The organism is Leifsonia sp. KNZ13-11D, assembly GCF_056754895.1.
The window spans coordinates 2,535,190-2,559,009 of the sequence record NZ_JBPGWU010000001.1 but is presented as its reverse complement, the minus strand read 5'-3'; the positions used below and the strand labels follow the sequence as shown (position 1 = coordinate 2,559,009).

26 protein-coding genes and 1 pseudogene are annotated in these 23,820 nt (G+C 70.4%); 12 read left to right on the top strand and 15 right to left on the bottom strand.

What is annotated here, in order from left to right:
* Nucleotides 1-35 precede the first annotated feature (35 nt).
* The 3 genes from ACR9Y5_RS12710 to ACR9Y5_RS12700 are packed head-to-tail and all read right to left on the bottom strand — an operon-like array spanning nt 36 to nt 975.
* A complete protein-coding gene (locus tag ACR9Y5_RS12710; protein WP_481298282.1) occupies nt 36-512 on the bottom strand; it encodes a hypothetical protein in 477 nt (158 codons plus the stop codon).
* Nucleotides 509-775 carry a hypothetical protein gene (locus ACR9Y5_RS12705; RefSeq protein ID WP_481298281.1) on the bottom strand — a complete coding sequence of 89 codons (267 nt, stop codon included), beginning with the start codon at nt 773-775 and terminating at the stop codon, nt 509-511. Before ACR9Y5_RS12705 ends, ACR9Y5_RS12710 begins: the two co-directional genes overlap by 4 nt.
* Nucleotides 772-975: a hypothetical protein gene (locus ACR9Y5_RS12700; RefSeq protein WP_481298280.1), complete on the bottom strand. Its 204-nt coding sequence runs from the start codon at nt 973-975 to the stop codon at nt 772-774. The genes ACR9Y5_RS12705 and ACR9Y5_RS12700 overlap by 4 nt, the downstream gene beginning before the upstream one ends.
* A gap of 92 nt (nt 976-1,067) precedes the next feature.
* On the opposite strand from ACR9Y5_RS12700, the gene ACR9Y5_RS12695 reads away from it, so the two are divergent.
* A complete protein-coding gene (locus ACR9Y5_RS12695; RefSeq protein ID WP_481298279.1) occupies nt 1,068-1,469 on the top strand; it encodes a DUF4307 domain-containing protein in 402 nt (133 codons plus the stop codon).
* Between the two features lie 109 nt (nt 1,470-1,578).
* Nucleotides 1,579-2,070 carry a transcription elongation factor GreA gene (gene greA, locus ACR9Y5_RS12690; protein WP_018191562.1) on the top strand — a complete coding sequence of 164 codons (492 nt, stop codon included), beginning with the start codon at nt 1,579-1,581 and terminating at the stop codon, nt 2,068-2,070.
* 95 nt (nt 2,071-2,165) lie between these two features.
* On the opposite strand, the gene trhA is transcribed toward greA, so the two are convergent.
* Nucleotides 2,166-3,011 (bottom strand): PAQR family membrane homeostasis protein TrhA, encoded by an 846-nt coding sequence (trhA, locus tag ACR9Y5_RS12685; RefSeq protein ID WP_481298278.1) that lies wholly within the window; start codon nt 3,009-3,011, stop codon nt 2,166-2,168.
* Nucleotides 3,012-3,100: 89 nt separating this feature from the next.
* Between trhA and ACR9Y5_RS12680 the strand changes: the two genes are divergently transcribed.
* The 3 genes from ACR9Y5_RS12680 (at nt 3,101) to ACR9Y5_RS12670 (ending at nt 6,701) form a co-directional block, all read left to right on the top strand.
* Nucleotides 3,101-3,886, top strand: coding sequence for an isoprenyl transferase (locus tag ACR9Y5_RS12680; RefSeq protein ID WP_481298277.1), 786 nt, complete (start codon nt 3,101-3,103; stop codon nt 3,884-3,886).
* Between the two features lie 118 nt (nt 3,887-4,004).
* Nucleotides 4,005-5,123 carry an aminotransferase class V-fold PLP-dependent enzyme gene (locus ACR9Y5_RS12675; protein WP_481298276.1) on the top strand — a complete coding sequence of 373 codons (1,119 nt, stop codon included), beginning with the start codon at nt 4,005-4,007 and terminating at the stop codon, nt 5,121-5,123.
* A gap of 213 nt (nt 5,124-5,336) precedes the next feature.
* The gene (locus tag ACR9Y5_RS12670; RefSeq protein ID WP_481299577.1) at nt 5,337-6,701 is read left to right on the top strand and encodes a PhoH family protein; all 1,365 of its coding nucleotides are present in this window, start codon (nt 5,337-5,339) and stop codon (nt 6,699-6,701) included.
* A gap of 116 nt (nt 6,702-6,817) precedes the next feature.
* Here the strand turns inward: ACR9Y5_RS12670 and ACR9Y5_RS12665 are convergent, their stop codons facing one another.
* From ACR9Y5_RS12665 to xseA, 6 genes and pseudogenes are all read right to left on the bottom strand, one after another.
* A complete protein-coding gene (locus ACR9Y5_RS12665) occupies nt 6,818-7,384 on the bottom strand; it encodes a P-loop NTPase family protein (protein WP_481298275.1) in 567 nt (188 codons plus the stop codon).
* Nucleotides 7,385-7,574: 190 nt separating this feature from the next.
* On the bottom strand, nt 7,575-8,981 hold the full coding sequence (locus tag ACR9Y5_RS12660) for a class II fumarate hydratase (protein ID WP_481298274.1): 1,407 nt from the start codon (nt 8,979-8,981) through the stop codon (nt 7,575-7,577).
* Nucleotides 8,982-9,014: 33 nt separating this feature from the next.
* Complete coding sequence (locus ACR9Y5_RS12655) at nt 9,015-9,611, bottom strand: carbonic anhydrase (protein ID WP_481299576.1); 597 nt, start codon at nt 9,609-9,611, stop codon at nt 9,015-9,017.
* A 35-nt stretch (nt 9,612-9,646) separates the two neighbouring features.
* Nucleotides 9,647-10,306 carry a DUF4245 domain-containing protein gene (locus ACR9Y5_RS12650; RefSeq protein ID WP_481298273.1) on the bottom strand — a complete coding sequence of 220 codons (660 nt, stop codon included), beginning with the start codon at nt 10,304-10,306 and terminating at the stop codon, nt 9,647-9,649.
* 104 nt (nt 10,307-10,410) lie between these two features.
* Nucleotides 10,411-10,665: pseudogene (locus ACR9Y5_RS12645) on the bottom strand (exodeoxyribonuclease VII small subunit); the annotation flags it as partial.
* Between the two features lie 10 nt (nt 10,666-10,675).
* On the bottom strand, nt 10,676-11,959 hold the full coding sequence (xseA, locus tag ACR9Y5_RS12640) for an exodeoxyribonuclease VII large subunit (RefSeq protein WP_481299575.1): 1,284 nt from the start codon (nt 11,957-11,959) through the stop codon (nt 10,676-10,678).
* 112 nt (nt 11,960-12,071) lie between these two features.
* On the opposite strand from xseA, the gene ACR9Y5_RS12635 reads away from it, so the two are divergent.
* The gene (locus ACR9Y5_RS12635) at nt 12,072-13,103 is read left to right on the top strand and encodes a 4-hydroxy-3-methylbut-2-enyl diphosphate reductase (protein WP_481299574.1); all 1,032 of its coding nucleotides are present in this window, start codon (nt 12,072-12,074) and stop codon (nt 13,101-13,103) included.
* 80 nt (nt 13,104-13,183) lie between these two features.
* Here ACR9Y5_RS12635 and ACR9Y5_RS12630 read toward each other — a convergent pair whose 3' ends face one another.
* Together ACR9Y5_RS12630 and fbaA are read right to left on the bottom strand one after the other, a co-directional pair.
* Nucleotides 13,184-13,876: a DUF6264 family protein gene (locus ACR9Y5_RS12630; protein WP_481298272.1), complete on the bottom strand. Its 693-nt coding sequence runs from the start codon at nt 13,874-13,876 to the stop codon at nt 13,184-13,186.
* A 69-nt stretch (nt 13,877-13,945) separates the two neighbouring features.
* Complete coding sequence (fbaA, locus tag ACR9Y5_RS12625) at nt 13,946-14,974, bottom strand: class II fructose-bisphosphate aldolase (RefSeq protein ID WP_481298271.1); 1,029 nt, start codon at nt 14,972-14,974, stop codon at nt 13,946-13,948.
* 237 nt (nt 14,975-15,211) lie between these two features.
* Between fbaA and glpX the strand changes: the two genes are divergently transcribed.
* Nucleotides 15,212-16,213, top strand: a complete 1,002-nt coding sequence (gene glpX, locus ACR9Y5_RS12620) for a class II fructose-bisphosphatase (protein WP_481298270.1) — start codon at nt 15,212-15,214, stop codon at nt 16,211-16,213.
* A gap of 4 nt (nt 16,214-16,217) precedes the next feature.
* Here the strand turns inward: glpX and ACR9Y5_RS12615 are convergent, their stop codons facing one another.
* Both ACR9Y5_RS12615 and ACR9Y5_RS12610 read right to left on the bottom strand, forming a co-directional pair.
* Nucleotides 16,218-17,618, bottom strand: coding sequence for a DNA recombination protein RmuC (locus tag ACR9Y5_RS12615; protein WP_481298269.1), 1,401 nt, complete (start codon nt 17,616-17,618; stop codon nt 16,218-16,220).
* A 128-nt stretch (nt 17,619-17,746) separates the two neighbouring features.
* Nucleotides 17,747-18,328 carry an exonuclease domain-containing protein gene (locus ACR9Y5_RS12610; RefSeq protein WP_481298268.1) on the bottom strand — a complete coding sequence of 194 codons (582 nt, stop codon included), beginning with the start codon at nt 18,326-18,328 and terminating at the stop codon, nt 17,747-17,749.
* 127 nt (nt 18,329-18,455) lie between these two features.
* Here ACR9Y5_RS12610 and ACR9Y5_RS12605 point away from each other — a divergent pair, with 127 nt between their 5' ends.
* The 5 genes from ACR9Y5_RS12605 (at nt 18,456) to ACR9Y5_RS12585 (ending at nt 22,934) form a co-directional block, all read left to right on the top strand.
* Nucleotides 18,456-19,202, top strand: a complete 747-nt coding sequence (locus ACR9Y5_RS12605; protein WP_481298267.1) for a class I SAM-dependent methyltransferase — start codon at nt 18,456-18,458, stop codon at nt 19,200-19,202.
* Nucleotides 19,203-19,226: 24 nt separating this feature from the next.
* Nucleotides 19,227-20,300 (top strand): redox-regulated ATPase YchF, encoded by a 1,074-nt coding sequence (ychF, locus tag ACR9Y5_RS12600; RefSeq protein WP_481298266.1) that lies wholly within the window; start codon nt 19,227-19,229, stop codon nt 20,298-20,300.
* Between the two features lie 91 nt (nt 20,301-20,391).
* Nucleotides 20,392-20,973: a hypothetical protein gene (locus ACR9Y5_RS12595; RefSeq protein WP_481298265.1), complete on the top strand. Its 582-nt coding sequence runs from the start codon at nt 20,392-20,394 to the stop codon at nt 20,971-20,973.
* A gap of 303 nt (nt 20,974-21,276) precedes the next feature.
* The gene (locus ACR9Y5_RS12590) at nt 21,277-21,837 is read left to right on the top strand and encodes a cell wall-binding repeat-containing protein (RefSeq protein WP_481298264.1); all 561 of its coding nucleotides are present in this window, start codon (nt 21,277-21,279) and stop codon (nt 21,835-21,837) included.
* A gap of 266 nt (nt 21,838-22,103) precedes the next feature.
* Entirely contained in the window at nt 22,104-22,934 is an 831-nt protein-coding gene (locus ACR9Y5_RS12585) for a CHAP domain-containing protein (RefSeq protein ID WP_481298263.1), read from the top strand.
* 23 nt (nt 22,935-22,957) lie between these two features.
* Here the strand turns inward: ACR9Y5_RS12585 and ACR9Y5_RS12580 are convergent, their stop codons facing one another.
* Nucleotides 22,958-23,800: a hypothetical protein gene (locus ACR9Y5_RS12580; protein ID WP_481298262.1), complete on the bottom strand. Its 843-nt coding sequence runs from the start codon at nt 23,798-23,800 to the stop codon at nt 22,958-22,960.
* Between the last annotated feature and the right edge of the window lie 20 nt (nt 23,801-23,820).

Genomic DNA, 23,820 nt, shown 5'->3' with positions numbered 1-23,820 from the left:
GCCGGACCCGTGGCGCGCGATGCGGCTCGCGCCGGTCAGCCGACCGGGGCCGTCGCCGCCTCGGCGCCGTGGCTCTCCACGACGCGTCGCGCATCCGGGCACGCCGCCCGGGCGGTCGCCGCGAGCAGGCCGTTCGCCTGGTCGGCGGTCAGCGAGTAGCCCTTCTGCTCGACGGCCAGCACCTGGCTGTAGAACGCCGGCGACATCTTGGGGGAGCGGAGCGTGGCGCAGGTGAGGTCCGTGAACTCGCCGACGCTGTCCGCCGTCACATCGGTCACCCCCGGCAGGGTGCGCACGTAGTCCAGGAGGCGCTCGTCGGCGGACGATACGGACGCCGTGGGCCGCGGCGTCGCCGTCGGTGCGTTCGTCGCGGCCGGCGCGCCCGCGGAGGCGGTGGAGGCCGCAGGAGCCGGGTCCGCGGGATGCGGGGCGGCGACGACGGCCGTCGTCATGGCGGCGCCCAGCACCAGGAGCGCGCCGGCGCCGATCGCGAGAGCGGTGCGCGCCCTCACGCTCCATTCCCGCGAGGATCGTCCGTGTCGCGCTCCGCCTGCTCCGCATCCAGCTTCTCCGAGATCTCGGCGCGGTAGCGCACCCGGCGGATGCGGCGCGTCATGTCGATCACGAGCAGGACGACGACCACGGCGAGCAGGAACGTCACGGTGAAGCCGAGCACGCCCGGCGTCACCGAGTCGTCGGAGGGCGACCCCGTCGGTGTGGGGGCGGGCGTGGCCGCCAGGCGGACGGAGGCGCGCAGCAGGGCGTCCGCGATCACTCGGCCACCACCCCGGCGAAGAGGTCGGTCTCGGGCATCTCGGTCTCCACTTTCGAGTCGATGAGCGGGAATTCCCCCGTCGGCGGGGCCGTGCGGAGGATGTCGTCGGGCCAGAAGAAGACGCTGTCCGGGGCCCCTTCGCTGGACTCGTCGTCCGGGCGCGCGTGCACGGCCATCAGCCGGCGGGCGGCTGCATTCACAGCTTTCTCTCCTAGTCTGGTTCCCAGCCTACCGTCGCCCGACGGCGGGCCCCTGAGCGGGAGGCAGAGCTGAACGGCATGGCGGTGCACGCATGACGGCGACCCCGACCCTCGACACCCGTTACGGCCGCACCCCGCAACGCAAGCGGCGCGACCGCTGGCTGCTCGCGGGCGGCCTGGTGGCCCTTGTCGCCATCGTCACCGCCTGGGTGTTCTGGGCGGGCTGGGACAACGACCAGGCGAACCTCGAGACCACCGACACTGCGTACACCATCCCCGACGCCCACCACGTCGACATCTCGTTCACGATCAACGCCCCCGTCGGGACGCCCGTGACCTGCGCGATCCAGGCGCTCGACGAGGACTTCGCGATCGTCGGCTGGCGCATCGTCCAGTACTCCGGATCGGACCAGCGTGTGACCGCGCACACCGAGTCCATCCGCACGATCATGAAGCCCAACACGGGTTTGATCAACAGCTGCTGGCTGACCTAGTATTGTGCGGATACGCCCCGGCCTCGCCGGGGCGTCGACTTTAGCACCGGTTCCCAACCGGACCATCTGCCGAGCGGCTCCCCGCCGCACCGGCGCGAAGGAGTTCATCATGTCTCAGGAGTCTCAGGTCACGTTTCTGACGCAGGACGCGTACGACCGTCTCTCGGCCGAACTCGAGGAGCTCAGCGTCAACGGCCGCAACGAGATCGCGAAGCGCATCGAGGCGGCCCGCGAAGAGGGCGACCTCAAGGAGAACGGCGGCTACCACGCGGCGAAGGATGAGCAGGGCAAGATCGAGGCCCGCATCGTGCAGCTCACCAACCTGCTCCGCAGCGCCACCGTCGGCGCCGCCCCGGAGAGCCACGGCGTGGTCGAGCCGGGCACCGTCATCACCGCGACGATCGCGGGTGACGAAAGTGTCTTCCTCATCGGCAACCGTGAGATCGCCGCGGGCACCGACCTCCCCGTCTACAGCGAGCAGAGCCCGCTCGGCGCGGCCATCCTCGGCCTGAAGGTCGGCGACAAGACGGAGTACACCGCCCCGAACGGCCGCCAGATCGCCGTCGAGGTGACGAAGGTCGAGACGTACACCGGCCAGTGAGCCGCACTGAACCGCTACGCGCAGAACGCCCCGGACGAGGTCCGGGGCGTTCTGCGTTCAGTGGTCGTGTTTCGCGGGCGCATGCCGCGGCAGGGTCAGCCCGCGTTGTACGCGGGGTGCATCGCGATCAGGAGCACGGCCGTCCAGTGGCACAGGAACGCGAGGACGGTCAGCGTGTGGAAGATCTCGTGGAAGCCGAAACGCCCCGGGAACGGGTTGGGCCGCTTCATCCCGTAGATCACCGCCCCGATCGTGTACAGGATGCCGCCGACGATGACGAGGACCATCATGGCGACATTCGCGTTCAGCAGGTCGACGATGTACATGATCGCCGCCCAGCCGAGCGCGATGTAGATGGGCACGTAGAGCCAGCGCGGGGCGTGGATCCAGAACACCCGGAAACCGATCCCGAGCAGCGCCCCGGCCCAGACCAGGGAGAGCAGCAGGATGCCCTTGCTGGGCGGCAGCGCCAGCACCGCGAGCGGCGTGTACGTGCCCGCGATCAGCAGGAAGATGTTCGCGTGGTCGATGCGCTTCAGGATGACCTTGGTGCGCGGACGCCAGTTGAAGCGGTGGTAGAGCGCCGAGTTGCCGAAGAGCAGCATCGACGTGAGCATGAACACCGCGGACGCCCACTTGGCCGGAGCGCCCTGCGCCAGGCAGACCAGCACGATCCCGGCCGCGATGGCGACCGGGAAGGTACCTGCGTGGATCCACCCGCGCCAGGTCGGCTTGATCTCCGCGGGGTTGGCCGGGGACGCGTCCAGCAGCGGGATGTTAGGCAGCTCGGGGCCGCCCTCGAGCGCCTCCCCGTCGTCGGCCTTCACGGCGGCATCCGAGGCGTCGAGCGTGCTCACGGGCTCGGCGAGGAGCTCGGCGACGTCCTCGCCGTCGCGGACGCCATCCGGCCGGGAGGGGTTCGGGCTCTTGCGGGGCGACATGGAGCAAGCGTAGAGGAGACGGGTGCCCGGATGCTGAGAGCAGGGTCCGTTCGGCAGCCTCACCCGGGCGACCGCGCTAACGTAGCAGCGTGAGCAGACGAGCAGCACCCGGGGCCAGCGGCCTGCTCTACGGTCTCTACCAGAAGCGCCTCCGCCGCGACCTCAACCGCGACGCGCTGCCGAAGCACGTCGCGATGATCATCGACGGCAACCGCCGCTGGGCGCGGCAGGCCGGGCTGACGACGGTCGCGCACGGGCACCGCGCCGGGGCGGCGAAGATGCGCGAGTTCCTGGAGTGGTGCGACGAGCTCGGGATCGAGGTCGTCACCCTCTACCTGCTGTCCTCCGACAACCTGACCAACCGCGAGAGCGGCGAGCTGGGCGATCTGATCGAGATCATCGCGCAGCTGGCCGACGACGTGTCGCACTACCGCGACTGGCGCGTCAAGCACGTCGGGACGACGACGGGACTCCCCGCCCGGCTCGTGCAGGCGCTCGCCGACGCGGAGAAGCGCACGGCCGACAACCCGGGGATGCACATCAACCTGGCGGTGGGCTACGGCGGACGCAAGGAGATCACCGACGCGATGCGCAGCATCGTCGCGGCGCACCACGCCGAGGGTGGGAGCCTGGAGACCCTGGCCGACCTGCTCACGCCCGACCTCATCGGCGAGCACCTGTACACGGGAGGTCAGCCGGACCCCGACCTCGTCATCCGCACGTCGGGGGAGCAGCGGCTCAGCGACTTCATGCTCTGGCAGAGCGCGCACAGCGAGTTCTACTTCGTGGAGGCGCTCGGGCCGGACCTGCGCGAGGTCGACTTCCTGCGCGCGGTGCGCGACTATTCCCGCCGCCACCGCCGCTTCGGCGGCTGACGAGGCGTCCGCGGGTTCGGCGCGCCACGGCTCGGCGCGCCTCCGCGCGCCTCGGCACGGCACGGCTCGGCGCGCCCGGCGGTCGGCGGGCGATGCGCCCATCCGGCAGAATCGGAGGGTGACGACGATCGAGGAGTTCGCCCGCGGGTTCGGCGAGGAGCCCGGCTACCTGGACTACGGGCGGGTCGGACCGCTGTCGGAGGCGGCGCGCGCCGAAGCCCTCGGCCAGTACGAGATCCTCTCGCGCGCGCGCTTCGGCACGATCGAGCGGATGCGCGCGGAGGACGAGCGTGTGCGCGATGCGGTCGCCGCCGTGACCCGGTTCCCGTCCGACCGGATCGTGTTCCAGCCCAACGCGTCGACCGGGCTCCTGCACGCCGCCTTCGGCCTGACCGGCGGCGACGTGCTCGTCTCGCCGGCCGAGTTCCCGTCGGTCACCTACGCCGCCGAGCGCGCCGCGCAGGCGCTCCGCGTCGTGACGCCGGTGTGGCTGGAGACCGACCACGACCGCGTGACGCCCGCGCGCATCCGCGAGCAGCTCACCGACACCACCTCGGCGGTCATGGTCAGCCTGGTCGACTCCCGCACCGGTTATCTGGCGGATATCGACGGCATCCGCCAGGTCATCGGCGATCGCCTGCTGATCGTCGACGCGATCCAGGGCTTCGGCGTCGTCGACGCGCCGTGGGAGGTCGCCGACGTCGTCGTCTCGGGAGGCCAGAAGTGGGTGCGCGCCGGCTGGGGCACCGGCTTCCTCGCCCTCAGCGAGCGCGCCGTCGACCACCTGACGCCGGTGTTCAGCGGCTGGACGGGCTCCGGCATCGATCAGCCGTGGGACGAGGTGCTCGAACCGGTGCGCGGCGCCCGTGCGTTCTCGGTCTCGAACCCGGACCTCGTCGCCGAGGCGCGCTTCGCCGCCGCACTCGAAGAGGTCGCGGAGGTCGGCGTCGTGGCGATCGCGTCCGCCGTCTCCGACGGGGTGGAGCGCATCCTGGAGCTGGCCGACGAGTTCGCCGTCCCGGTGTCCTCGTCGCGCAGCCCCAACGAGCGCGCGGGAATCGTCGTGCTCGAGCCGCAGCCCGAGCAGTTGACCGCGCTCGGCGCCTCCCTCTTCAACCACGGCGTCACCGCGTCGGTGCGCGCCTCCAACGTGCGGCTCAGCGTCCACGCGGGCACCACGGAGGAGACGTTCGACATGCTGCGAGCCGCCTTCACCTCGTACGCGTCCGTCGCCTGAGGCCCGCGGGCAACCTCCCAGAACTGGGGGCGATTGTTCACGGGGACGTAACACGACACGCGGCTCGGCCGCCGATCGATGTCGGCGGCCGGGCGTAGGTTCGACGCATCGGGCACCGCGCCCGATCGAGACGGCCACAAAAGTTCGTCTCGGAACCCAGCGGCCGTCTCGCCAGTGAGATCCGCCGGCTCCCGAGGGAGCGGCGGGGTGGGAGTGGTCGTGGCGGAATCAAGAACCCGACAGGCAGCAACCCGGTCGAACGGCGAGGCAGCGGCAGCGGCGAAGACGGACGAGCGCACGTACGTGCTCGACACGTCCGTCCTCCTCTCCGATCCGAAGGCCATCTTCCGTTTCGCGGAGCACGCAGTGGTCATCCCGGTCGTGGTCGTGAGCGAGCTCGAAGGCAAGCGCAACGATCCCGAGCTCGGATACTTCGCGCGGCAGGCCCTGCGCAACCTCGACGACCTGCGGGTCGAGCACGAACGGCTCGACTTCCCGATCCCCGTCGGCGACGGCGGCTCCCTGCGGGTGGAGCTCAACCACTCGAACATGTCCGTCCTCCCGAGCGGCATGCAGCTCGGCGACAACGACTCCCGCATCCTCGCCGTAGCGCTCAACCTGTCGAACGACGGGCTCGACGTGACCGTCGTCTCCAAAGACCTGCCCCTGCGCGTCAAGGCGGCTTCGATCGGCCTCGCGGCGGAGGAGTACCGGCACGAGCAGGTCGTCGACTCCGGCTGGACCGGCCTCGCCGACATCTCGCTCGGCAGCGACCAGATGGCGTCCCTCTACGAAGAGGAGTGGATGCGGACCGACCAGGCGCAGGGCCTCCCCATCAACACCGGGCTGGTCATCCACTCCGACCGTGGGTCGGCGCTCGGCCGGGTCGTCGCCGACGGCGAAGTCAAGCTCGTGCGCGGCGACCGTGACGTGTTCGGGCTGCACGGCCGGTCGGCCGAGCAGCGGCTCGCCATCGACCTGCTCCTCGACCCGGAGATCGGCATCCTCTCGCTCGGAGGCCGGGCCGGCACCGGCAAGTCGGCGCTCGCGCTCTGCGCAGGCCTCGAAGCGGTGCTGGAGCGGCGACAGCACAAGAAGATCATGGTGTTCCGCCCGCTGTACGCGGTCGGCGGCCAGGAGCTCGGCTACCTCCCGGGCGATGCGGGCGAGAAGATGAACCCCTGGGGCCAGGCGGTGTTCGACACGCTCGGCGCCCTGGTCTCGCAGAACGTGCTGGACGAGGTGCAGGACCGCGGCATCCTGGAGGTGCTGCCGCTCACGCACATCCGGGGCCGGTCGCTGCACGACGCGTTCGTGATCGTCGACGAGGCGCAGTCGCTGGAGCGGAACGTGCTGCTCACCGTGCTCAGCCGCATCGGCCAGAACTCGCGCGTGGTGCTGACGCACGACGTCGCGCAGCGGGACAACCTGCGGGTCGGCCGCCACGACGGCGTCGCGAGCGTCATCGAGACCCTCAAGGGCCACCCCCTCTTCGCGCACGTCACCCTCACCCGCTCCGAGCGCTCCGCCATCGCGGCCCTCGTCACCGAAATGCTGGAGGCCAACGAACTCGCCTGACCCGCCCCCGCACCCCGGGCAACCCCCGTCGAGTACACGAAAACTGCACGCGGAGAACGGTTTCCGCGTGCAGTTTTCGTGTACTCGGCGGCGGGGGCGCGGGGCTCGCGGGGCGGCTAGCGGGTGGCGGCCGCGAGGGGGCCGGAGAGCCAGCGCTCTACCTCGCGCGGGGAGCGGAGGCGGACGACGACGAGGTGCGGATGCGCGCGCTCCGCAGCCGGGACGCGCTCCGCATACGTGTCGCGGGTCGAGATCGACCAGCGCACGATGTGCTCGCGGTCGGTGAAGAACGTGGCCAACCCCGGCTCGCGGTTGCCGTTCCACAGCTCGATCCGGCGGATGCGGCGGACGACGGTGCGGCGCACCACGCGAGGCAGAGTTACGCGGAGGAAGGGGAGGTCGAGCCAGACCAGGAGGTCCGCGCGCTGAGCCAGAAGTTCGCGCGTGCTTGAGTACTGCCACTCGGTCGTCCAGGCCTCCTCGGCCGTGAACGCCTCCACATTCGCCACGAACTCCGGGTGGGGATGCCAGTCCGGGCCATGGAAGAGGCCGTCGATCTCGGTGTGCGGACCGCCCGTCAGCCGGGCGATCCGGCCCGCGAGCGTGGTCTTGCCGCTGCCGGCCACTCCCGCGACCAGCACGCGCCGCGGCCGCCTCTGCAGCGCATCCGTATACAACAGCATCCCTCGACTCTAGGACGCCTGCGCCCAACCCCCGCCCCGTCGTCGCTTCCTCAGTTAATCCGCCGACACGCCGCCGCTGCTCGGATGAACTGAAGAACCGATGGTGGGGCGCCCCCGAGTACACGAAAACTGCACGCGGAGAGCGGTCTCCGCGTGCAGTTTTCGTGTACTCGACGGTGGGGGGAGGGGGTCAGCCGGGGTGGGTCATGGAGAGGACGTCGAGGGCGGAGTCGAGCTGCTCCAGGGTGACCTCGCCGCGGTCGACGAAGCCGAGGTCGATGACGGCCTCGCGCACGGTGATGCCCTTGGCGACGGCGTGCTTGGCGACCTTCGCGGCCGCCTCGTAGCCGATCACGCGGTTCAGCGGGGTGACGATGGACGGGCTGGACTCGGCGAACGCGCGCGCCCGCTCCAGGTTGGCCTCGAGGCCCCGGATCGTCTTGTCGGCGAGTACGCGGCTGGCCTGCGTGAGCAGTCGGATCGACTCGAGCAGCGCGGTGCCCATGACCGGGATGGCAACATTCAGCTCGAAGAGGCCCGATGCGCCGCTCCAGGCGATGGTCGCGTCGTTGCCGATGACCCGCGCGGCCACCATGAGAACCGCCTCCGGGATGACCGGGTTGACCTTGCCCGGCATGATCGACGAGCCCGGCTGGAGGTCCGGGATGTGCAGCTCGCCGAGTCCGGTGTTCGGGCCGGAGCCCATCCAGCGGAGGTCGTTCGAGATCTTGGTCAGCGAGACCGCGATGGTGCGCAGCGCGCCGGACGCCTCGACCAGCGCGTCGCGGTTGGCCTGGGCCTCGAAGTGGTTGCGCGCCTCCGTGATCGGCAGCTCGGTCTCCTGGGTCAGCAGCTCGATGACGAGCTGCGGGAACCCGAGCGGGGTGTTGATGCCCGTGCCGACGGCGGTCCCGCCGAGGGGCACCTCGGCGACGCGGGGGAGCGCGGCGCGGATGCGTTCGATGCCGTAACGCACCTGCGCGGCGTAACCCCCGAACTCCTGGCCGAGGGTGACGGGCGTGGCGTCCATGAGGTGCGTGCGTCCGCTCTTCACGGCCTCCGCCCACAGCTCCGCCTTCTCCTCCAGCGCGACCGCGAGGTGATCGAGCGCCGGGATGAGGTCATCGGTCAGAGCGCCGGTGACGGCGATGTGCACCGAGGTCGGGAAGACGTCGTTCGAGGACTGCGACGCATTGACGTGGTCGTTCGGGTGCACCGGACGGCCCAGGCGCTCGGACGCGAGGGTCGCGAGCACCTCGTTCATGTTCATGTTCGACGACGTGCCCGATCCGGTCTGGTAGACGTCGATCGGGAACTCGGCGTCGTGCGAACCCGCGGCGACCTCGTCGGCGGCGGACGCGATCGCGTCGGCCACGTCCTGGTCGAGTACGCCGAGGCGGGCGTTCGCGAGCGCGGCCGACTTCTTGATGCGGGCCAGTGCGGCGATCTGGGCCGGCTCGAGCACCGAGCCCGAGATGGGGAAGTTCTCGACGGCGCGCTGCGTCTGCGCGCCGTACAGGGCGTCCTTCGGGACGCGCACCTCGCCCATCGTGTCGTGTTCGATGCGGTATTCGGCGTCCGCCTGGGTGTCCACCACGGTGTGTATTTCCTTTCTGTTGGCGGGAGCTGGTCAGTTGCGCAGACCGACGACGACGTCGGGCACGACCCGGCCCTCGGCGAGCCGGTAGTTGGCGCCGACGATCGCGAGCGTGTTCTCGGCGACCGCAGAGCTGATGATCTCGGACTGCGCGAGGAGCTCGGACACGGTGTCACGGAGGTGCTCCCGGCCGACCTCGCTCGCGTCGACGGCGGCGGGGTCGACGGCGCCCTCGCCCGCCACGCGGTGCACGGCGGGGAGGATCGGCTGGATGAGCTGCGCGATGTGCGGCGGCAGCGGATCGGCGTCCGCCGCCTGCGATCCGATGGCCGCGGCGACCGCGCCGCAGCTGTCGTGGCCGAGCACGAGGATCAGCGGCACGTGCAGCACGGCGACCGCGTACTCCAGCGACCCGATCACCGAGTCGGAGACGACCTGACCGGCGTTCCGGACCACGAAGGCGTCGCCGAGGCCGAGGTCGAAGATGATCTCGGCGGCGAGCCGGGAGTCGGCGCACCCGAAGATCGCGGCGACGGGCTCCTGGCCGCCGGCGACGACCTCCCGCCGCGCGACATCCTGGTGAGGATGCTTGGGCTCGCCGGCGACGAAGCGGGCGTTGCCGTCGAGCATCGCGGTCCAGACTCTTCCTGGGCGGGTCGTTGGCACTACTGTCCTCCTGCGAGTGAACGGATCTGGCCGGCGAGCGATGTCGCCACCGTGCGGAACTCGGCGTCGTCGGCGGTGCCGAAGACGATGATCGAGCTGTCGCCGGACCGGTTGACGAGCGCGTACGCCACGTTGCCGTTGTCCGAGCTGGATGTGCGGTTGTCGTAGACGTCCCAGGTCACGCCGTCGATCTCGCGCGTCCCCTTGATCGTCGACTGGTTCACCTGGTCGGCGACCCAGCTGTCGTTGGCGCCGAAGCCCTGGGTGATGCCGATGTACTGCTGCTTCGGCGTGAGAAGGCCGATGTACCAGGAGTCGACCTTGTCCGGGGTCTTCGTGCGCAGCTCGGCGTTGTTGGAGGACCACGTGGACGGCAGCTTCGGCACGAGCAGCCGGTCGGGCTCGCTGCCCTGCGCCTGCTGCGCGACCGTCGCGTAGTCGACGGCCGGCTGGGTCGCGGTCGGGTTGCCCCGCGGGACGATCAGGACGATGACCGCGACGATCGCCAGGGTGGCGAGCAGCGAGTAGACGAGGTTGTTGATCGTCTGGCGGTTGCGGTGGTTGGCCGAGTTCTGGGCCTTACGGGCGGCGGTCTCCTCGGGAGTCTCGGGCCGGCCGAGCTCCGCGACGACCGCCGGCGGCTTGTTGCGGGGGCTCATTCGCCGTCGAACGCCCCCGATGCGCCGGAGGGCGCTGCCGCGCCGGAGGGCGCTGCCGCGCCGGAAGGCGCTGCTGCACCGGAGGGCGCTGCTGCGCCGGAAGGCGCTGCTGCACCGGAGGGCGCTGCTGCGCCGGCGCCGGCGCGTGCCGCGTCGAGACGGGCCTTCGCCCCGATCAGCCACTCCTCGCAGTGCCGCGCGAGGGCCTCGCCGCGCTCCCACAGCGAGATCGACTCCTCGAGGGTGGCGGTGCCCTGCTCGAGCTCGCCGACCACGCGGATCAGCTCGTCGCGCGCCTCCTCGTAGCTGAGAGCGCTGAGCGGATCCCCGGCAGGGGACGACGTCTCGGGAGTGGGCATGGCATCCATTCTATTTGGCTCGCTGTGCGCCCGCTGGCTGTGCGGTCCCGCCTGTGGACAACCCGTCATGGCCGGCGGGTGAGGGCAACTCCGCACCGGCGGTGGCGCCCAGCGAGCCGCCGGAGACCGTCAGCCGCAGCGAGGTGCCCTCCGGCGCCTCGGCCGGCTCGGTGACGACGTGACCGGCGGCCGTCTGGACGATCGCGTAGCCGCGGTCGAGAGTGCCTTGGGGGGAGAGGGCGCGGAGCTGACCGCGCAGTTCTGCGACGCGCGTGGTCTCGCGTTCGACGCAACGGCCCACGAGCTCGGTCCCGCGCGCGACGAACCGGGTCAGCTCCTCCGCGCGCGAGTCCACGATCCACGAGGGGGAGGCGAGGACGGGCCGGGTGCGCAGGTGCCCGATCCGGTCGATCTCGTGGGCGATGCGCTGCGTGACGCGCATCCCCAGCCTCGCCCGTGCCTGCTGCACCCGGGCGAGCTCTTCGGCGACATCCGGCACGACCCGCTTGGCCGCGTCCGTCGGTGTGGATGCGCGGAGGTCGGCCACCTCGTCGAGCAGCGGGCGGTCGGCCTCGTGCCCGATCGCGCTGACGATCGGGGTCACGGCCGCTGCGGCGGCCCGCACCAGGCGCTCGTCGCTGAAGCCGAGCAGGTTCTGGAAGTCTCCGCCGCCGCGCGCCACGATGATGACCTCGACCTCGGGGTCGGCGTCGAGGGTGCGGATCGCGGAGACCACCTCGGTCACCGTGCGCTCGCCCTGCACGGCGGCGTGCAGCACCCGGAACCGCACCTGCGGCCAGCGCAGCTGCGCGTTGCGGAGCACATCCTTCTCGGCGTCGGAGTCTTTGCCCGTCACCAGACCGATGGTGTGCGGGAGGAACGGGAGGCGCTTCTTGCGCTCGACCGCGAACAGGCCCTCGGCGGCGAGCTGCTGGCGCAGGCGCTCCAGGCGCTCGAGGAGGTCGCCGAGGCCGACGTGCTTCATGTCGTAGACCTGCATGGTCAGGGTGCCGCCCTTGACCCAGAAGTTCGGCTTGATGGCGGCGACCACGCGGTCGCCCTGCTTCAGGTCGGCCGGGATGCGGGCCTTCACCGACGACCAGATGGTGAAGCTGATCGTCGCGTCCTCGTTCAGGTCTTTCAGCTTGCCGTAGACATTGCCGCCGGAGATGCCCCACTGGGTGATCTCGCCCTCGACCCATGCGGTGCCGAGGCGGTCGATCCATCCCTTGATCTTGCTGTTGAGCAGCGCGACGGGCCAGGGGGCGTCGACCGTCGGGGGAGCGGCCTGCATGGCGACCGTGGAGGTCGGCGCCGTCGAGGTTTGGCTCACCGGGTGCTCCCATTCCGTGTTCAGCGCGCTCACGTAGGATCGAGGGGTGAGCGACGCAACCATCAGCCTCCCGATGCCGCGCATTCCCGGCGCCAGGCGACGGCTTCAGGATAACCCGGTCGTCGGACATAAGCGGGTGCTGCTGGCAGCGCCCCGCGGTTACTGCGCCGGCGTCGACCGGGCCGTGGTCGCCGTCGAGAAGGCGCTCGACCTGTACGGCGCTCCGGTCTACGTGCGCAAGCAGATCGTCCACAATGTGCACGTCGTCTCCGAGCTGGAGCAGCAGGGCGCGATCTTCGTGGATGAGGTCGACGAGGTCCCGACGGGCGCGCACGTGGTGTTCTCCGCCCACGGTGTTTCGCCGGCCGTCGTCGACGCCGCCGCCGATCGCGGGCTTCGCGCCATCGACGCGACGTGCCCCCTGGTGACGAAGGTGCACCGCGAGGCCGTGCGGTTCTCGCGCGACGACTTCCAGATCCTCCTCATCGGCCACGCCGGGCATGAGGAGGTCGAGGGGACCGCGGGCGAGGCGCCCGACCACGTCACCCTGGTGTACGGTCCGGACGACGTCGACTCGATCGTCGTGAAGGACCCGGACAAGGTCGTGTGGCTCTCGCAGACCACGCTGTCGGTCGACGAGACGATGGAGACGGTGCGCCGTCTGCGCGAGCGCTTCCCGAACCTGCAGGACCCGCCCAGCGACGACATCTGCTACGCCACCCAGAACCGCCAGGTCGCCATCAAGAAGGTGGCCGAGCAGGCGGATCTCGTCATCGTCGTCGGCTCGGCGAACTCGTCGAACTCGGTCCGGCTCGTCGAGGTCGCGCTCGAGTACGGCGCGAAGGCCGCCTACCGGGTGGATTACGCGAGCGAGATCAAGCAGGAGTGGCTCGACGGAGCGGCATCCATCGGCGTCACCAGCGGTGCCTCGGTGCCCGAGGTGCTCGTGCAGGAGGTGCTCGACGACCTGGCGGGCGCCGGATACCGCGACGTGCAGGAGGTCAAGACGGCGGAGGAGGACCTCATGTTCTCGCTGCCGAAGGAGCTCCGCAAGGACATCACGGGCAAGCAGGACGCGCGGGCGCTCGGCGGTCGCGGGCGCTGATCCCGGTCGCGGGCGGTGATCCCGGTCGCGGGCGGTGATCCCGCCGGGCGCTGATCCCGCCTGTCGCTCCCGGCGCGACGTCAGGAGTTCTGCGTCGGGGAGTTGGTGGGGGTCGGCGTGCCGGGCGCGGTCGTGCCGCTGTAGAAGCCGAGCAGCACCGGATCCGTGGCGAGCACGGCTCCCGCGAAGATGAGCAGGACGACCATCGCGATGATCCCGGCGACGAGCGGCACCCAGAACGCCAGCCTCCTCCGGACCAGCAGCAGCGTGGCGATGACTGCCGACGCGACCCAGATGACGGCCATGAGGATCGAACCGACGAGCACCAGCGTGCCGACGACCGGGGCCGGCGTGTAGTCGCCGAGACCGTTCGTGCTGTGCAGCAGCTGCATCGAGGCGGGGATCGCCTGCAGCGTGGCGACCGAGTACGACATCCCGAAGAAGCCGAAGACGCCGAGCAGGACGGTGAGGGTCAGGTTCCAGGTCGGGGCCGGCTGACCGGGGCCGTCGCCCGGGCCGGGCGCTCCGGGGATTCCGTGGGGGCGGCCGTCGGGCCGCTGGCCGTAGGGCGGCTGCGGCCCCGGCACCCGCGCGCCCGCGGGCGGTGCGCCGGCGCGGTCGTACTCGTCGTCGCCGTCGCCCTCCCGCTCCAGTGGGCGCGACGTGTCCAGCCGGTCGGCATCGGCCGGGGGATGCCACACCCAGCCGGGTGGGGCCAGCTCCCCGTACTGGGGGCGCGGCCGGTCGTCCGGCTGCGATTCCTGCTCGGCCATCGCGGGGCGCCTCCTCGCTGGGTGGTGGGGCGGCGGCGTGACGTCTTCGACGCCTCGCCGCCGCGCTGGCTACTTGCCGGAGTGTCCGGCCGAGCCGAGCTGCTGTGTCGCCTCCACGACGCGTGCGGCCATACCGGTCTCGGCGACCTTGCCCCACGCGCGCGGGTCGTAGGCCTTCTTGTTGCCCACCTCGCCGTCGATCTTGAGCACGCCGTCATAGTTCTCGAACATGTAGCCGGCGACGGACCGGGTGAAGGCGTACTGCGTGTCGGTGTCGATGTTCATCTTCACGACGCCGTTGCGGACCGCCTCGGCGATCTCCGCGTCGGTCGAGCCCGAGCCGCCATGGAAGACGAGGTCGAGCGGCTTCGGGCCGTGGCCGTACTTGGCGGCCAGGCCGTCCTGGATCTCCTTGAGCAGCTCCGGGCGCAGCTTGACGTTGCCGGGCTTGTAGACGCCGTGGACGTTGCCGAAGGTGAGGGCGGCCATGTAGCGGCCCTTCTCGCCGAGCCCGAGGGCGTCGACCGCCTTCTCCGCGTCGGCGAGGGTCGTGTAGAGGGCTTCGTTCGAGCCCTCGTGCCGCACCCCGTCCTCCTCGCCGCCGACGACGCCGATCTCGACCTCGAGGATGGCGTTGATCGCCTTGGTGCGCTTCAGCATCTCCTGCGCGATCTCGAGGTTCTCGTCGAGCGGCACGGCCGAGCCGTCCCACATGTGCGACTGGAAGATCGGGTTGCGGCCCGCCTTCACCTCCTCCTCGGAGGCGGCGATGAGCGGCAGCACGAAGTCGTCGAGCGCGTTCTTCGGGCAGTGGTCGGTGTGGAGGGCGACGGTGATGGGGTAGTTCTTGGCGACCTCCGTGGCGAACCGCGCGAACGCGAGCGCACCGGTGGCACGCGCCTTGACGGTCTGGCCGGCGAAGTAGTCCGCGCCGCCGGTCGTCACCTGGATGATGCCGTCGCTGCCCGCCTCGGTCAGGCCCTGCAGCACCGCATTGATGGTCTGCGACGACGACACGTTGAACGCGGGGTAGGCGAACCCGCCGGCCTTCGCTTTGTCGAGCATCTCTGCGTACTGGTCCGGCGTGGCGATGGGCATTGCAGCTCCTTGGGATGGGGGTGTCGAACGCCCTCATCATACCGAGGCGGTCGGACGCCCGATCCGGGATCGCGGGGCCGGGCGGCTTCTGTGGAGAAGCCGCCGCCTGTGAGCGGATCTGGACATCCGTGCACCACCTGACGGGCCGGGACCCGGTCGATACACTGGCAGCGTCCGGACGCGACGCCCGCGCCGGCGTTGACGACGACGTTCCGCATCCGTCCGGGAGGACCCACCATGACCAGCACCGACAGCGCACCCCACTTCACGCATCCCGACCGGAATCTGGCCATGGAGCTGGTGCGCGCAACCGAGGCGGCAGCCATCCGGGCGACCCCGTGGATCGGGCGCGGCGACAAGAACGCGGCCGACGGCGCGGCGGTGGATGCGATGCGCAAGTTCCTGGGAACGGTCAACTTCGACGGCGTGATCGTGATCGGCGAGGGTGAGAAGGACAACGCGCCGATGCTGTTCAACGGCGAGCACGTCGGAAACGGTCGGGGACCGGCGGTGGATATCGCGGTCGACCCGATCGACGGGACGTCGCTGACCGCGGCCGGGCGGCAGAACGCGCTGTCCGTGATCGCCGTGTCCGACCGCGGCACGATGCTGGATGCGTCCTCCGTCTTCTACATGTCGAAGATCGTCACCGGGGCCGAGGGGCGCGGGGTCGTGGACCTGTCGCAGCCGATCGGTGACAACATCCGCGAGCTGGCGAAGGCGAAGGGCAAGCCGGTGGGCGAGATCCGGGTCGCCGTGCTGGACCGGCCGCGCCACGAGGGGCTGATCGAGGAGATCCGCGCGGCCGGCGCCGGCACGCGCCTGCTGCTCGACGGGGACGTCGCAGGCGGCATCAACGCGGCGCGGTACGAGTCGCGCATCGACATGTGCGTGGGCATCGGCGGGAGCCCGGAGGGCATCACCACGGCGTGCGCGATCAAGGCGCTGGGCGGCTTCATGCAGGGCCGGCTTGCGCCGAAGGACGACGCCGAGCGCGCCGGCGGGATCGCCGCCGGCCTCGACATGGACAAGATCTACGACGCGGACGACCTGGTGAAGGGCGACAACACCTTCTTCGTGGCGACCGGCGTCACCGATGGCGGCCTGGTCGAGGGCGTCCGCCGCAAGGGCCCGATCATCCGGACCGAGTCGATCGTGCTGCGGTCGAAGTCGGGCACCGTGCGCCGTGTGATCGCCGACCACCTCGCGGAGAAGTGGCTGGAGCCCGACCAGCTCTGACGGGCTACGCCGCGCCGCTGTCGCGCTCGGCTTCCCGTGCGTGCGCCCGCTCCTGTTCCTCGATCGCCAGCTTGTCGATGCCGTGCATGTCGCGCGGCTCCAGCTCGCTGACGAGCTCGAAGGCGGTCAGCTCGCGCGGCGCCTCCTCGATGCCGTCGAGCACCCCGATCACCTTGGTCTCGTCGAGCGCGTTGAGCTTGCGGGCGGCCGGGAACACCTGACGCTCGAAGGACCCGACGAAGCCGTTGTAATCCTTGACCGTGCGCTCCAGCGAACGCCCGAGCTTCTCGATGTGACCCGCCGTGGTGGCGAGCCGGCTGTACAGGGTGCGGCTCAGGTCGAAGAGCTGCTTCGCTTCCTGGGTGAGCACATCCTGCTGCCAGCTGAACGCCACCGTCTTGAGCACCGACCACAGCGTCACCGGCGAGGCGAGCGCGACGCGCTTGCCGAAGGCGAACTCCATGATCGAGGGGTCCGCCTCCAGCGCCGACGAGACGAGCGACTCGCTCGGGATGAAGGCGATGACCAGTTCGGGCGACGACTCCAGGCCCGTCCAGTACGCCTTGCTGCCGAGCGCCGTGATGTGGTCGCGCACGGCCTTGACGTGCTGCTTGAGCAGCGCCTCGCGCTGGGCGCCCTCCGGTCCGGTCGCGGTCGCGGGGATCTGGCTGGCCTCGAGGTATGCGTTGAACGGCACCTTGGCGTCGAGTGCGATGTTCTTGCCGCCGGGCAGCCGCACGATCATGTCGGGGCGACCTGCGCCGGACTCCGAGTGGATGCTCGACTGCACGTCGAAGTCCACGCGCTCCAGCAGGCCCGCGGCCTCTACGACGCTCCGAAGCTGGGTCTCGCCCCAGACTCCGCGGGTGCTGTTCGACCGCAGAGCCGACGCCAGGGCCTCTGCCGTGCTGCGCAGGCGCTCCTCCGACTCGGCGGCGGATCGCAGCTGCTGGGTCAGCTGACCGTGCTGCTGGTTGCGCTGCGTCTCGAGCTCGACCACCTTGCGCTGCATGTCGCTCAGGCTCTCGCGCACCGGGGCGAGCGCCTGCAGCACCTTGCTCTCGGCGCGCTCCTGGGCGGCGCGCGCCTCCGCCTCGGCGCGGTGCCGCTCCACCGTCTCGCGGTACTGCTGCTGGGCGGTGAGCAGCTGCTCCTGCAGGGCGTCGACGCGGCCGTGCGCAGCGGCGAGGTCGGCGCGGATCTCCGACTGCACCGCTGCCTCCGTCGCGCGCAGCTCGGCCAGCTCGGCCTGATGCTGCGCGGCCAGCACGGCCGGGTCGACCAGCGGCGCCGCGGGCTCGGCGGCGGACCGCGTGCGCATGAGCTTCGCGGCGGCGAAGCCCGCGCCGACGGCGCCGGCGATGAGCCCGATCAGGAGGCCGAGGAGCAGGGCGAGGATGTCCATGCCCTGAGTGTGTCAGAGGCCGCCGACACTGGGGGTCGCCGGGTCCGCGAGTCGTGAGTGGATGCGCGCATCCGACGCGAGCGGCGACAGCTGCTCACGACGCGGCGCGCATCCCGCGACGAAAACCGTCAGGCGGCGACGGGCACGCCGATCCGGCCGAGGCGGGCGCCGGTCAGCGCCGAGAGGTCCGCGATCGTCGCGGCCTCGTGACGTCGCGCCGCGTGGATGACGATCGCCGCGCAGGCCTCCGCGTCGGCGAGGGCGTCGTGGTGCTGGAACCCGTCGAATCCCGCCGCCATCGCCGCGACCGGCAGACGGTACGACTCGAGGGTGTAGGTGCGCCGGGCGACCTGGAGGCTGCACAGGTAGCTGTAGTCGGGGCAGGCGACCAGCGTGGCCTGGCAGGCGGCGCGGATGACGCCCATGTCGAACCCGGCGTTGTGGGCCACGAGGTGGTCGTCTTCGGCGAACTCGACGAGGTCGGCCAGCTGGTCGACCCAGCCCGCCGCGTCCGCCACCTGGTGGGGCTGGATGCCGTGGATGCGGATGTTCCACTCCTGGAAGTGGTCGTGCCCGAGCGGCGGACGGATGAACCATCCCGCACGGTCGACGACCTTGCCGTCCCGCACCTTCACCAACCCGACCGAGCACGCGGAGGCGGGGGAGGAGTTGGCGGTCTCGAAGTCGATGGCGGTGAAGTCCAGGGTCACGTCGTCATGCTGACACGGCCCACCGACGCCGCCCGGCATCCCGCCCGCGTGCCGCCGCATCCCGCCCGCGTCCGGCCACGCGATGCGAAGAAGCGGGCTCGAGCGCCCGGCGCGTACCATCGGCGGCATGCGATCCCGTCACCAGCGCGACCTCCATGCGGCCTCGTTCGACCGGGCCGCCGACGTCTACGACGCGGCGCGGCCGTCCTATCCGGCGGATGCGGTGAGCTGGCTCACCGTGGGCGTCGAGGGTCCGGTGCTCGACCTGGGTGCGGGGACGGGCAAGCTCACCGCGGCGCTGGTCGAGCGCGGTTTCGAGGTGTCCGCCGTCGACCCGTCGCCCGAGATGCTCCGCGTGCTCGGCGAGCGCCTGCCGGACGTGGACGCGCGCGAGGGGAGCGCCGAGCGCATCCCTTTCCCCGATTCGGCGTTCGGGCTGGTGGTGGTCGCCCAGGCGTGGCACTGGGTGGATGCGCAGCGCGCGATCCCCGAGGTGGCCCGCGTGCTGCGCGCAGGAGGCCGGCTGGGGCTGATCTGGAACGAGCGCGACGAGAGCGTCGGCTGGGTGCGCGAGCTGGGCGAGCTGATGGATGCGGGGTCGTACTCCTTCGACGACGAGGGCGACCCGGTGCTCGCCGAGCCGTTCGGGCCGCTGGAGAAGCACGAGACGGGTTGGGTGCAGGCGCTCAGCCACGACGGCCTGCTCGACCTGGCGCGTTCGCGCAGCTACTTCATCACGAAGGATGCCGACGGCCAGGCCGCCGTCATCCAGTCGCTGCGCCGTCTGCTGCGCGAGCATCCCGACCTCGCCGGCCGTGACACCATCGAGCTTCCCTACGTCACGCGCTCGTACCGCGCCGCCCGGGAGGGCTGAGCCCGGCCCGTAGAATGGACGACCGTGGCTCTCACTATCGGAATCGTCGGACTGCCCAACGTGGGCAAGTCCACCCTGTTCAACGCGCTGACCAAGAACGACGCGCTCGCCGCGAACTACCCGTTCGCGACCATCGAGCCGAATGTCGGCGTGGTGAACCTCCCCGACCCGCGCCTCGACCGCCTCGCGGAGCTGTTCCACAGCGAGCGGATCGTGCCCGCGCCGGTGTCGTTCGTCGACATCGCGGGCATCGTGAAGGGCGCCAGCGAGGGCGAGGGCCTGGGCAACAAGTTCCTGGCGAACATCCGCGAGGCCGACGCCATCGCGCAGGTCGTGCGCGGCTTCAGCGACGCGGATGTGGTGCATGTCGCGGGCAAGACCGACCCGGCCGGCGACATGGAGACCATCAACACCGAGCTCATCCTCGCCGACCTGCAGACGCTGGAGAAGGCGGAGCAGCGCTACGAGAAGGAGGTCAGGGGCCGCAAGCTCGAGCCGATCGTGCTCGAGACCGCGCGCGCCGCGATCGAGTACCTCAACTCGGGCAAGCCGCTCTCGACGTCCTCGATCGACCTCGAGCCGGTGCGCGAGCTCGGGCTCCTCACCGCGAAGCCGTTCATCTACGTCTTCAACGTGGACGAGGATGTGCTCACCGACGAGGCGCGCCGCGCCGAGCTAGCGGCCCTGGTCGCTCCGGCGCAGGCCGTCTTCCTCGACGCGAAGCTGGAGTCGGAGCTCATCGACCTCGACGCGGCCGACGCCGCCGAGCTGCTGGCGTCCACCGGCCAGGAGGAGTCCGGCCTCGACCAGCTCGCCCGCATCGGCTTCGACACGCTCGGGCTGCAGACCTACCTGACCGCGGGCCCGAAGGAGTCGCGCGCCTGGACCATCCACAAGGGCTGGAAGGCCCCGCAGGCGGCCGGCGTCATCCACACCGACTTCGAGAAGGGCTTCATCAAGGCGGAGGTCATCTCCTTCGACGACCTGATGGACGCCGGAAGCGTCGCCGAGGCCCGCTCCCGCGGCAAGGCGCGCATGGAGGGGAAGGACTATGTGATGCAGGACGGGGATGTGGTGGAGTTCCGATTTAATGTCTAGCTGATCTGGGGTTTTCCGCTAGATTCGATTGCTGTGCGGGTCGCACCTTCGGGCCGAACGCACCCACTCCGAGACAACGAGGCGGTGATCTGTGAGTTTTCGGCCGCGAGCGGTCATTTACACCCTTGTCGGAATTGGTCTTTTGGCGACCATTGCATCGATGCTGGCGGCACCTCAGGCTGTCCGATGGCGACCCTATTTGTTGGGCGTCGCTATCGGCATCGCGATGGCTGCGCTTGCATATCTCGTCCTGGCACTGAGCCTTCGAAGGATGATGGCCAAGGTCCGCTCGGCCAACCCTCCTGAAAACGAACAACTCCTCGTCGCTGTTACTGACGATCAATGGGCGCGCCTCGGAATCGAGCAATCTGGGCTCTCTGGAGTGCGTTACGCGGTGCTCGACGCTGCTGCAACGGGAATTCGGATCTTCGTCGGCGTAGGAGAGCCCAGGCTTCTGGACTTGATTCCAGCTGCCAGAGTCCGCGAGCTAGGAGTTGCCTCGTCGAAACTGGGACTTGTGACCCGCTCAGCGTTGAAGATCGATCGCAATAGTGCCGCTCTGCCGACGATTGTCGTAACGCCGATCACCCCGAGCCTTCGGTCATTCTCATCGGACGAGTTAGCCTCGCGGATCGCCGCCTTCTTGTGTGCGATGGGTCGAGCAGCCGTCTGAACCGCCCCGAAGAAATTGGTGCGAAGCTGGGTGTGCTCAGCTCGCTGACGTCGGAGTGCGAGATGGACATATGGTGGCGCTGGATTGACGTCGACCGGCGAGGAGCCGCGATCTCGACGCTGCATGGCCGTGACGTTCGAAATTCGCCGAAACATGGCCGAGTTCCGGTTCAATACCGAGTTCTCGTCCTTGTTGGTGATGCTCGTCGCGATAGACGCGGGAATCCTAATCTGGTGAAAACCGGGCGATGGAATTGGATAGTTCTCGTCGTTGCGAGCGGGATCTGTCTGTTGCTTGGAGCTGTTGGCGTCATTGTCGGGGCTCTATGCGCGACTCCTGCCCTCGAAGGAGGGGACGTACATCGCCACCGGGCGCGGTTTCGCCGACGCACTGTCCGCCTCGGCCGCCGCGGGAGGCGCCGGAGCGCCGGTAGTGCTCGTCGACGGCTCGGCATCCACCCTCGACCCGGCGACCCTCGGACTGCTCCGCACCCTCGGGACCACGTCGTTCACTGTCGTCGGCGGCGCGGATGCGGTGTCCGACGGCATCGCCCAGCAGCTGGCGACGCTCGGTGCGGTGACCCGCCTCGGCGGCGGCGACCGCTACGGCACGTCATACCTCGTCGGCCAGGATGCGAACGCCCGCCCCGCCTCCGCCTACCTCGCGACCGGCTCCGCGTTCGCGGACGCCCTCTCCGGTGCGGCGCTCGCCGCGAGCACCGGCTCCCCGCTCTATCTGGCCCCTCCCGGGTGTATCCCGCGGATGACGGAGGATGCGCTCGCGGCCGCCGGCACGGCGCAGGTCGGCGTGATCGGCGGGACGAACGCGCTCGGCCCGTGGGTCGAGTCGCTGTCGATCTGCTGACCTAGAGCCCGGCCGGGTCCTGCAAGGCCTCGCCGCCCAGCGTCCAGATCCCGTCTCGCGCCCACGCGTGCCCGGGCCGTACCATGGCCGTGCGCCCACGAGCACCAGAACGGGGGACGGCACCACGAACGACACAGGGAACCCGGACGACGATCTCCCACCGGACGACCGGGTGGACGACCTCGGTCTGCCGCCGCCGCTGAACGCCGCCAAACCGCCCGCGCCCGCAGCGATCAGCTCCAGCTACGGCGAGGAGATGCCGCGCGATGCCTGAACTCCTCAACCGGTCGCCGGGCGAGGTGCTCGCCGCGATGGCCCGATCGTTCGGCACCACCTGGCCGAACCCGTGGTGGCCGAGCGGCAACAGCGGCTACGACGATTGTGCCGCCTGCGTCAGCTACTACCTGTTCGGGCTGAACTCGTTCGGCAACCCGTACTACACCTACGTGTCGCAGATCCAGAACTGGGGACGCGACCGCCATGTCTGGCACGACGGGTCGGCGGGTGTGCAGCCCGGCGATGTGCTGGCGTTCGACTGGGACGGGGACGGCGACCCCGACCACACCGAGATCGTCGTGGCCGTGTCGCCGGGCGGCTCCGTCGTGACCTCGCGCGGCACCAACTCCAACCCCGGCGACGACATGCGCGACCGTACCCGCTCGGCCGGGTACATCCTCAGCTACATCCGGCCGCCCTACCTGCAAGGAGATGAGTTCGACATGGCCTCACTCGACGACCTCGACCGCATCGTCAACGACGCGGTCGCGCGGGCGATCGCCGCGACGGCGAGCGCGACCGCCGCCCGCACGAGCGCGATCCGGAGGGAGGGACGCGGCCGGCTCTACTTCTGCGCCACTCCGCCGCCCGGGCTGCCGCAGTTCATCTGCATCTTCTGGGATCGCACGAGCAACAACATCCTCTACGCCAACGGCGGCGAGACGCAGGCGCGCCACTGGAACGAGCTGTACTACCAGACGGCCGACACGGTCGAGCAGGCGAGAAGCGCCGCCATCGAACCGGATCGGTTCCAGAAGCTGGTCGATTTCGCCCTCGGCCGGGACTCGTCGTTCACGAACCAGTTCGCCGCCAACCCCTGAGCCGAACGGGTCGGAGCGCACCGTCAGGGCAGGTCGAGTTCGCGTCGGTTCCCGGTGAACCGGTCGGCGAGGAAGCGGCCGTTGGCCAGCAGGGCCGACGCGTCCCGCTCGACCGCAGCATCCCTCATCGTGCGAGCCGCCGTCTCGAGCGCGTCGAGCTGCTCGATCAGGGCCTCGGCGGGTGTGAGACCGCCGGGGAGCGTGTGCTCGGCCGCCCACTCGGCGGGCAGGGCGAGGTAGGCCCGCAGCGTGTCGGGGAGGTACACGGTCGCCGCCACCCGCACGATCACCTCGGGCTCGCCCGACCCGGCCACCCGGGGGAGCGTGTCCGCGAGCAGTTCGCCGATCCGTTCGACGGCCTCCGCGGCTTCGGGCGGCACGCGACGCCGGACGCGCGAGGCGAGCGTCGACAGATCACGCGAGAGGTTGGCGTCATCGACGCGGACCTCCGAGCCCGACGGCAGGATGCCCAACTTCTGCAGCGCGCGCTCCGAATCGGCCGCGTCCTCGGCGGCGCTCCGGGCGAGTGCCGTGACCAGCTGGGCGAACGACGTCAACCAGTGGCTGACGGGGATGGTGCGGCTCGACAGCGAGACCGTCCCGTAGAGTTGCTCCACCGTGGCCGTCCAGCGGGGTCCCGGCTCCCATTCCAGCGACAGCGCCTCGGTCGGGCCGGCCAGCCGCAGGCGGGTGATCGGGCCGGGCCGCTGGGCGATCCAGTCGCTCAGCGACCGGGTGCGCTCGACGAGCAGGACGCGGGATGAGACGTCGGCCGGGAGCGAACGGACGACGCTGTCGATGAGTTCGAGCAGCAGCGTCTGGGGGTCGGAGTCGGCCACCGCCCCGCTCAGTCTGTCGAACTCCATACTCGCGCTCCTGCGACGTG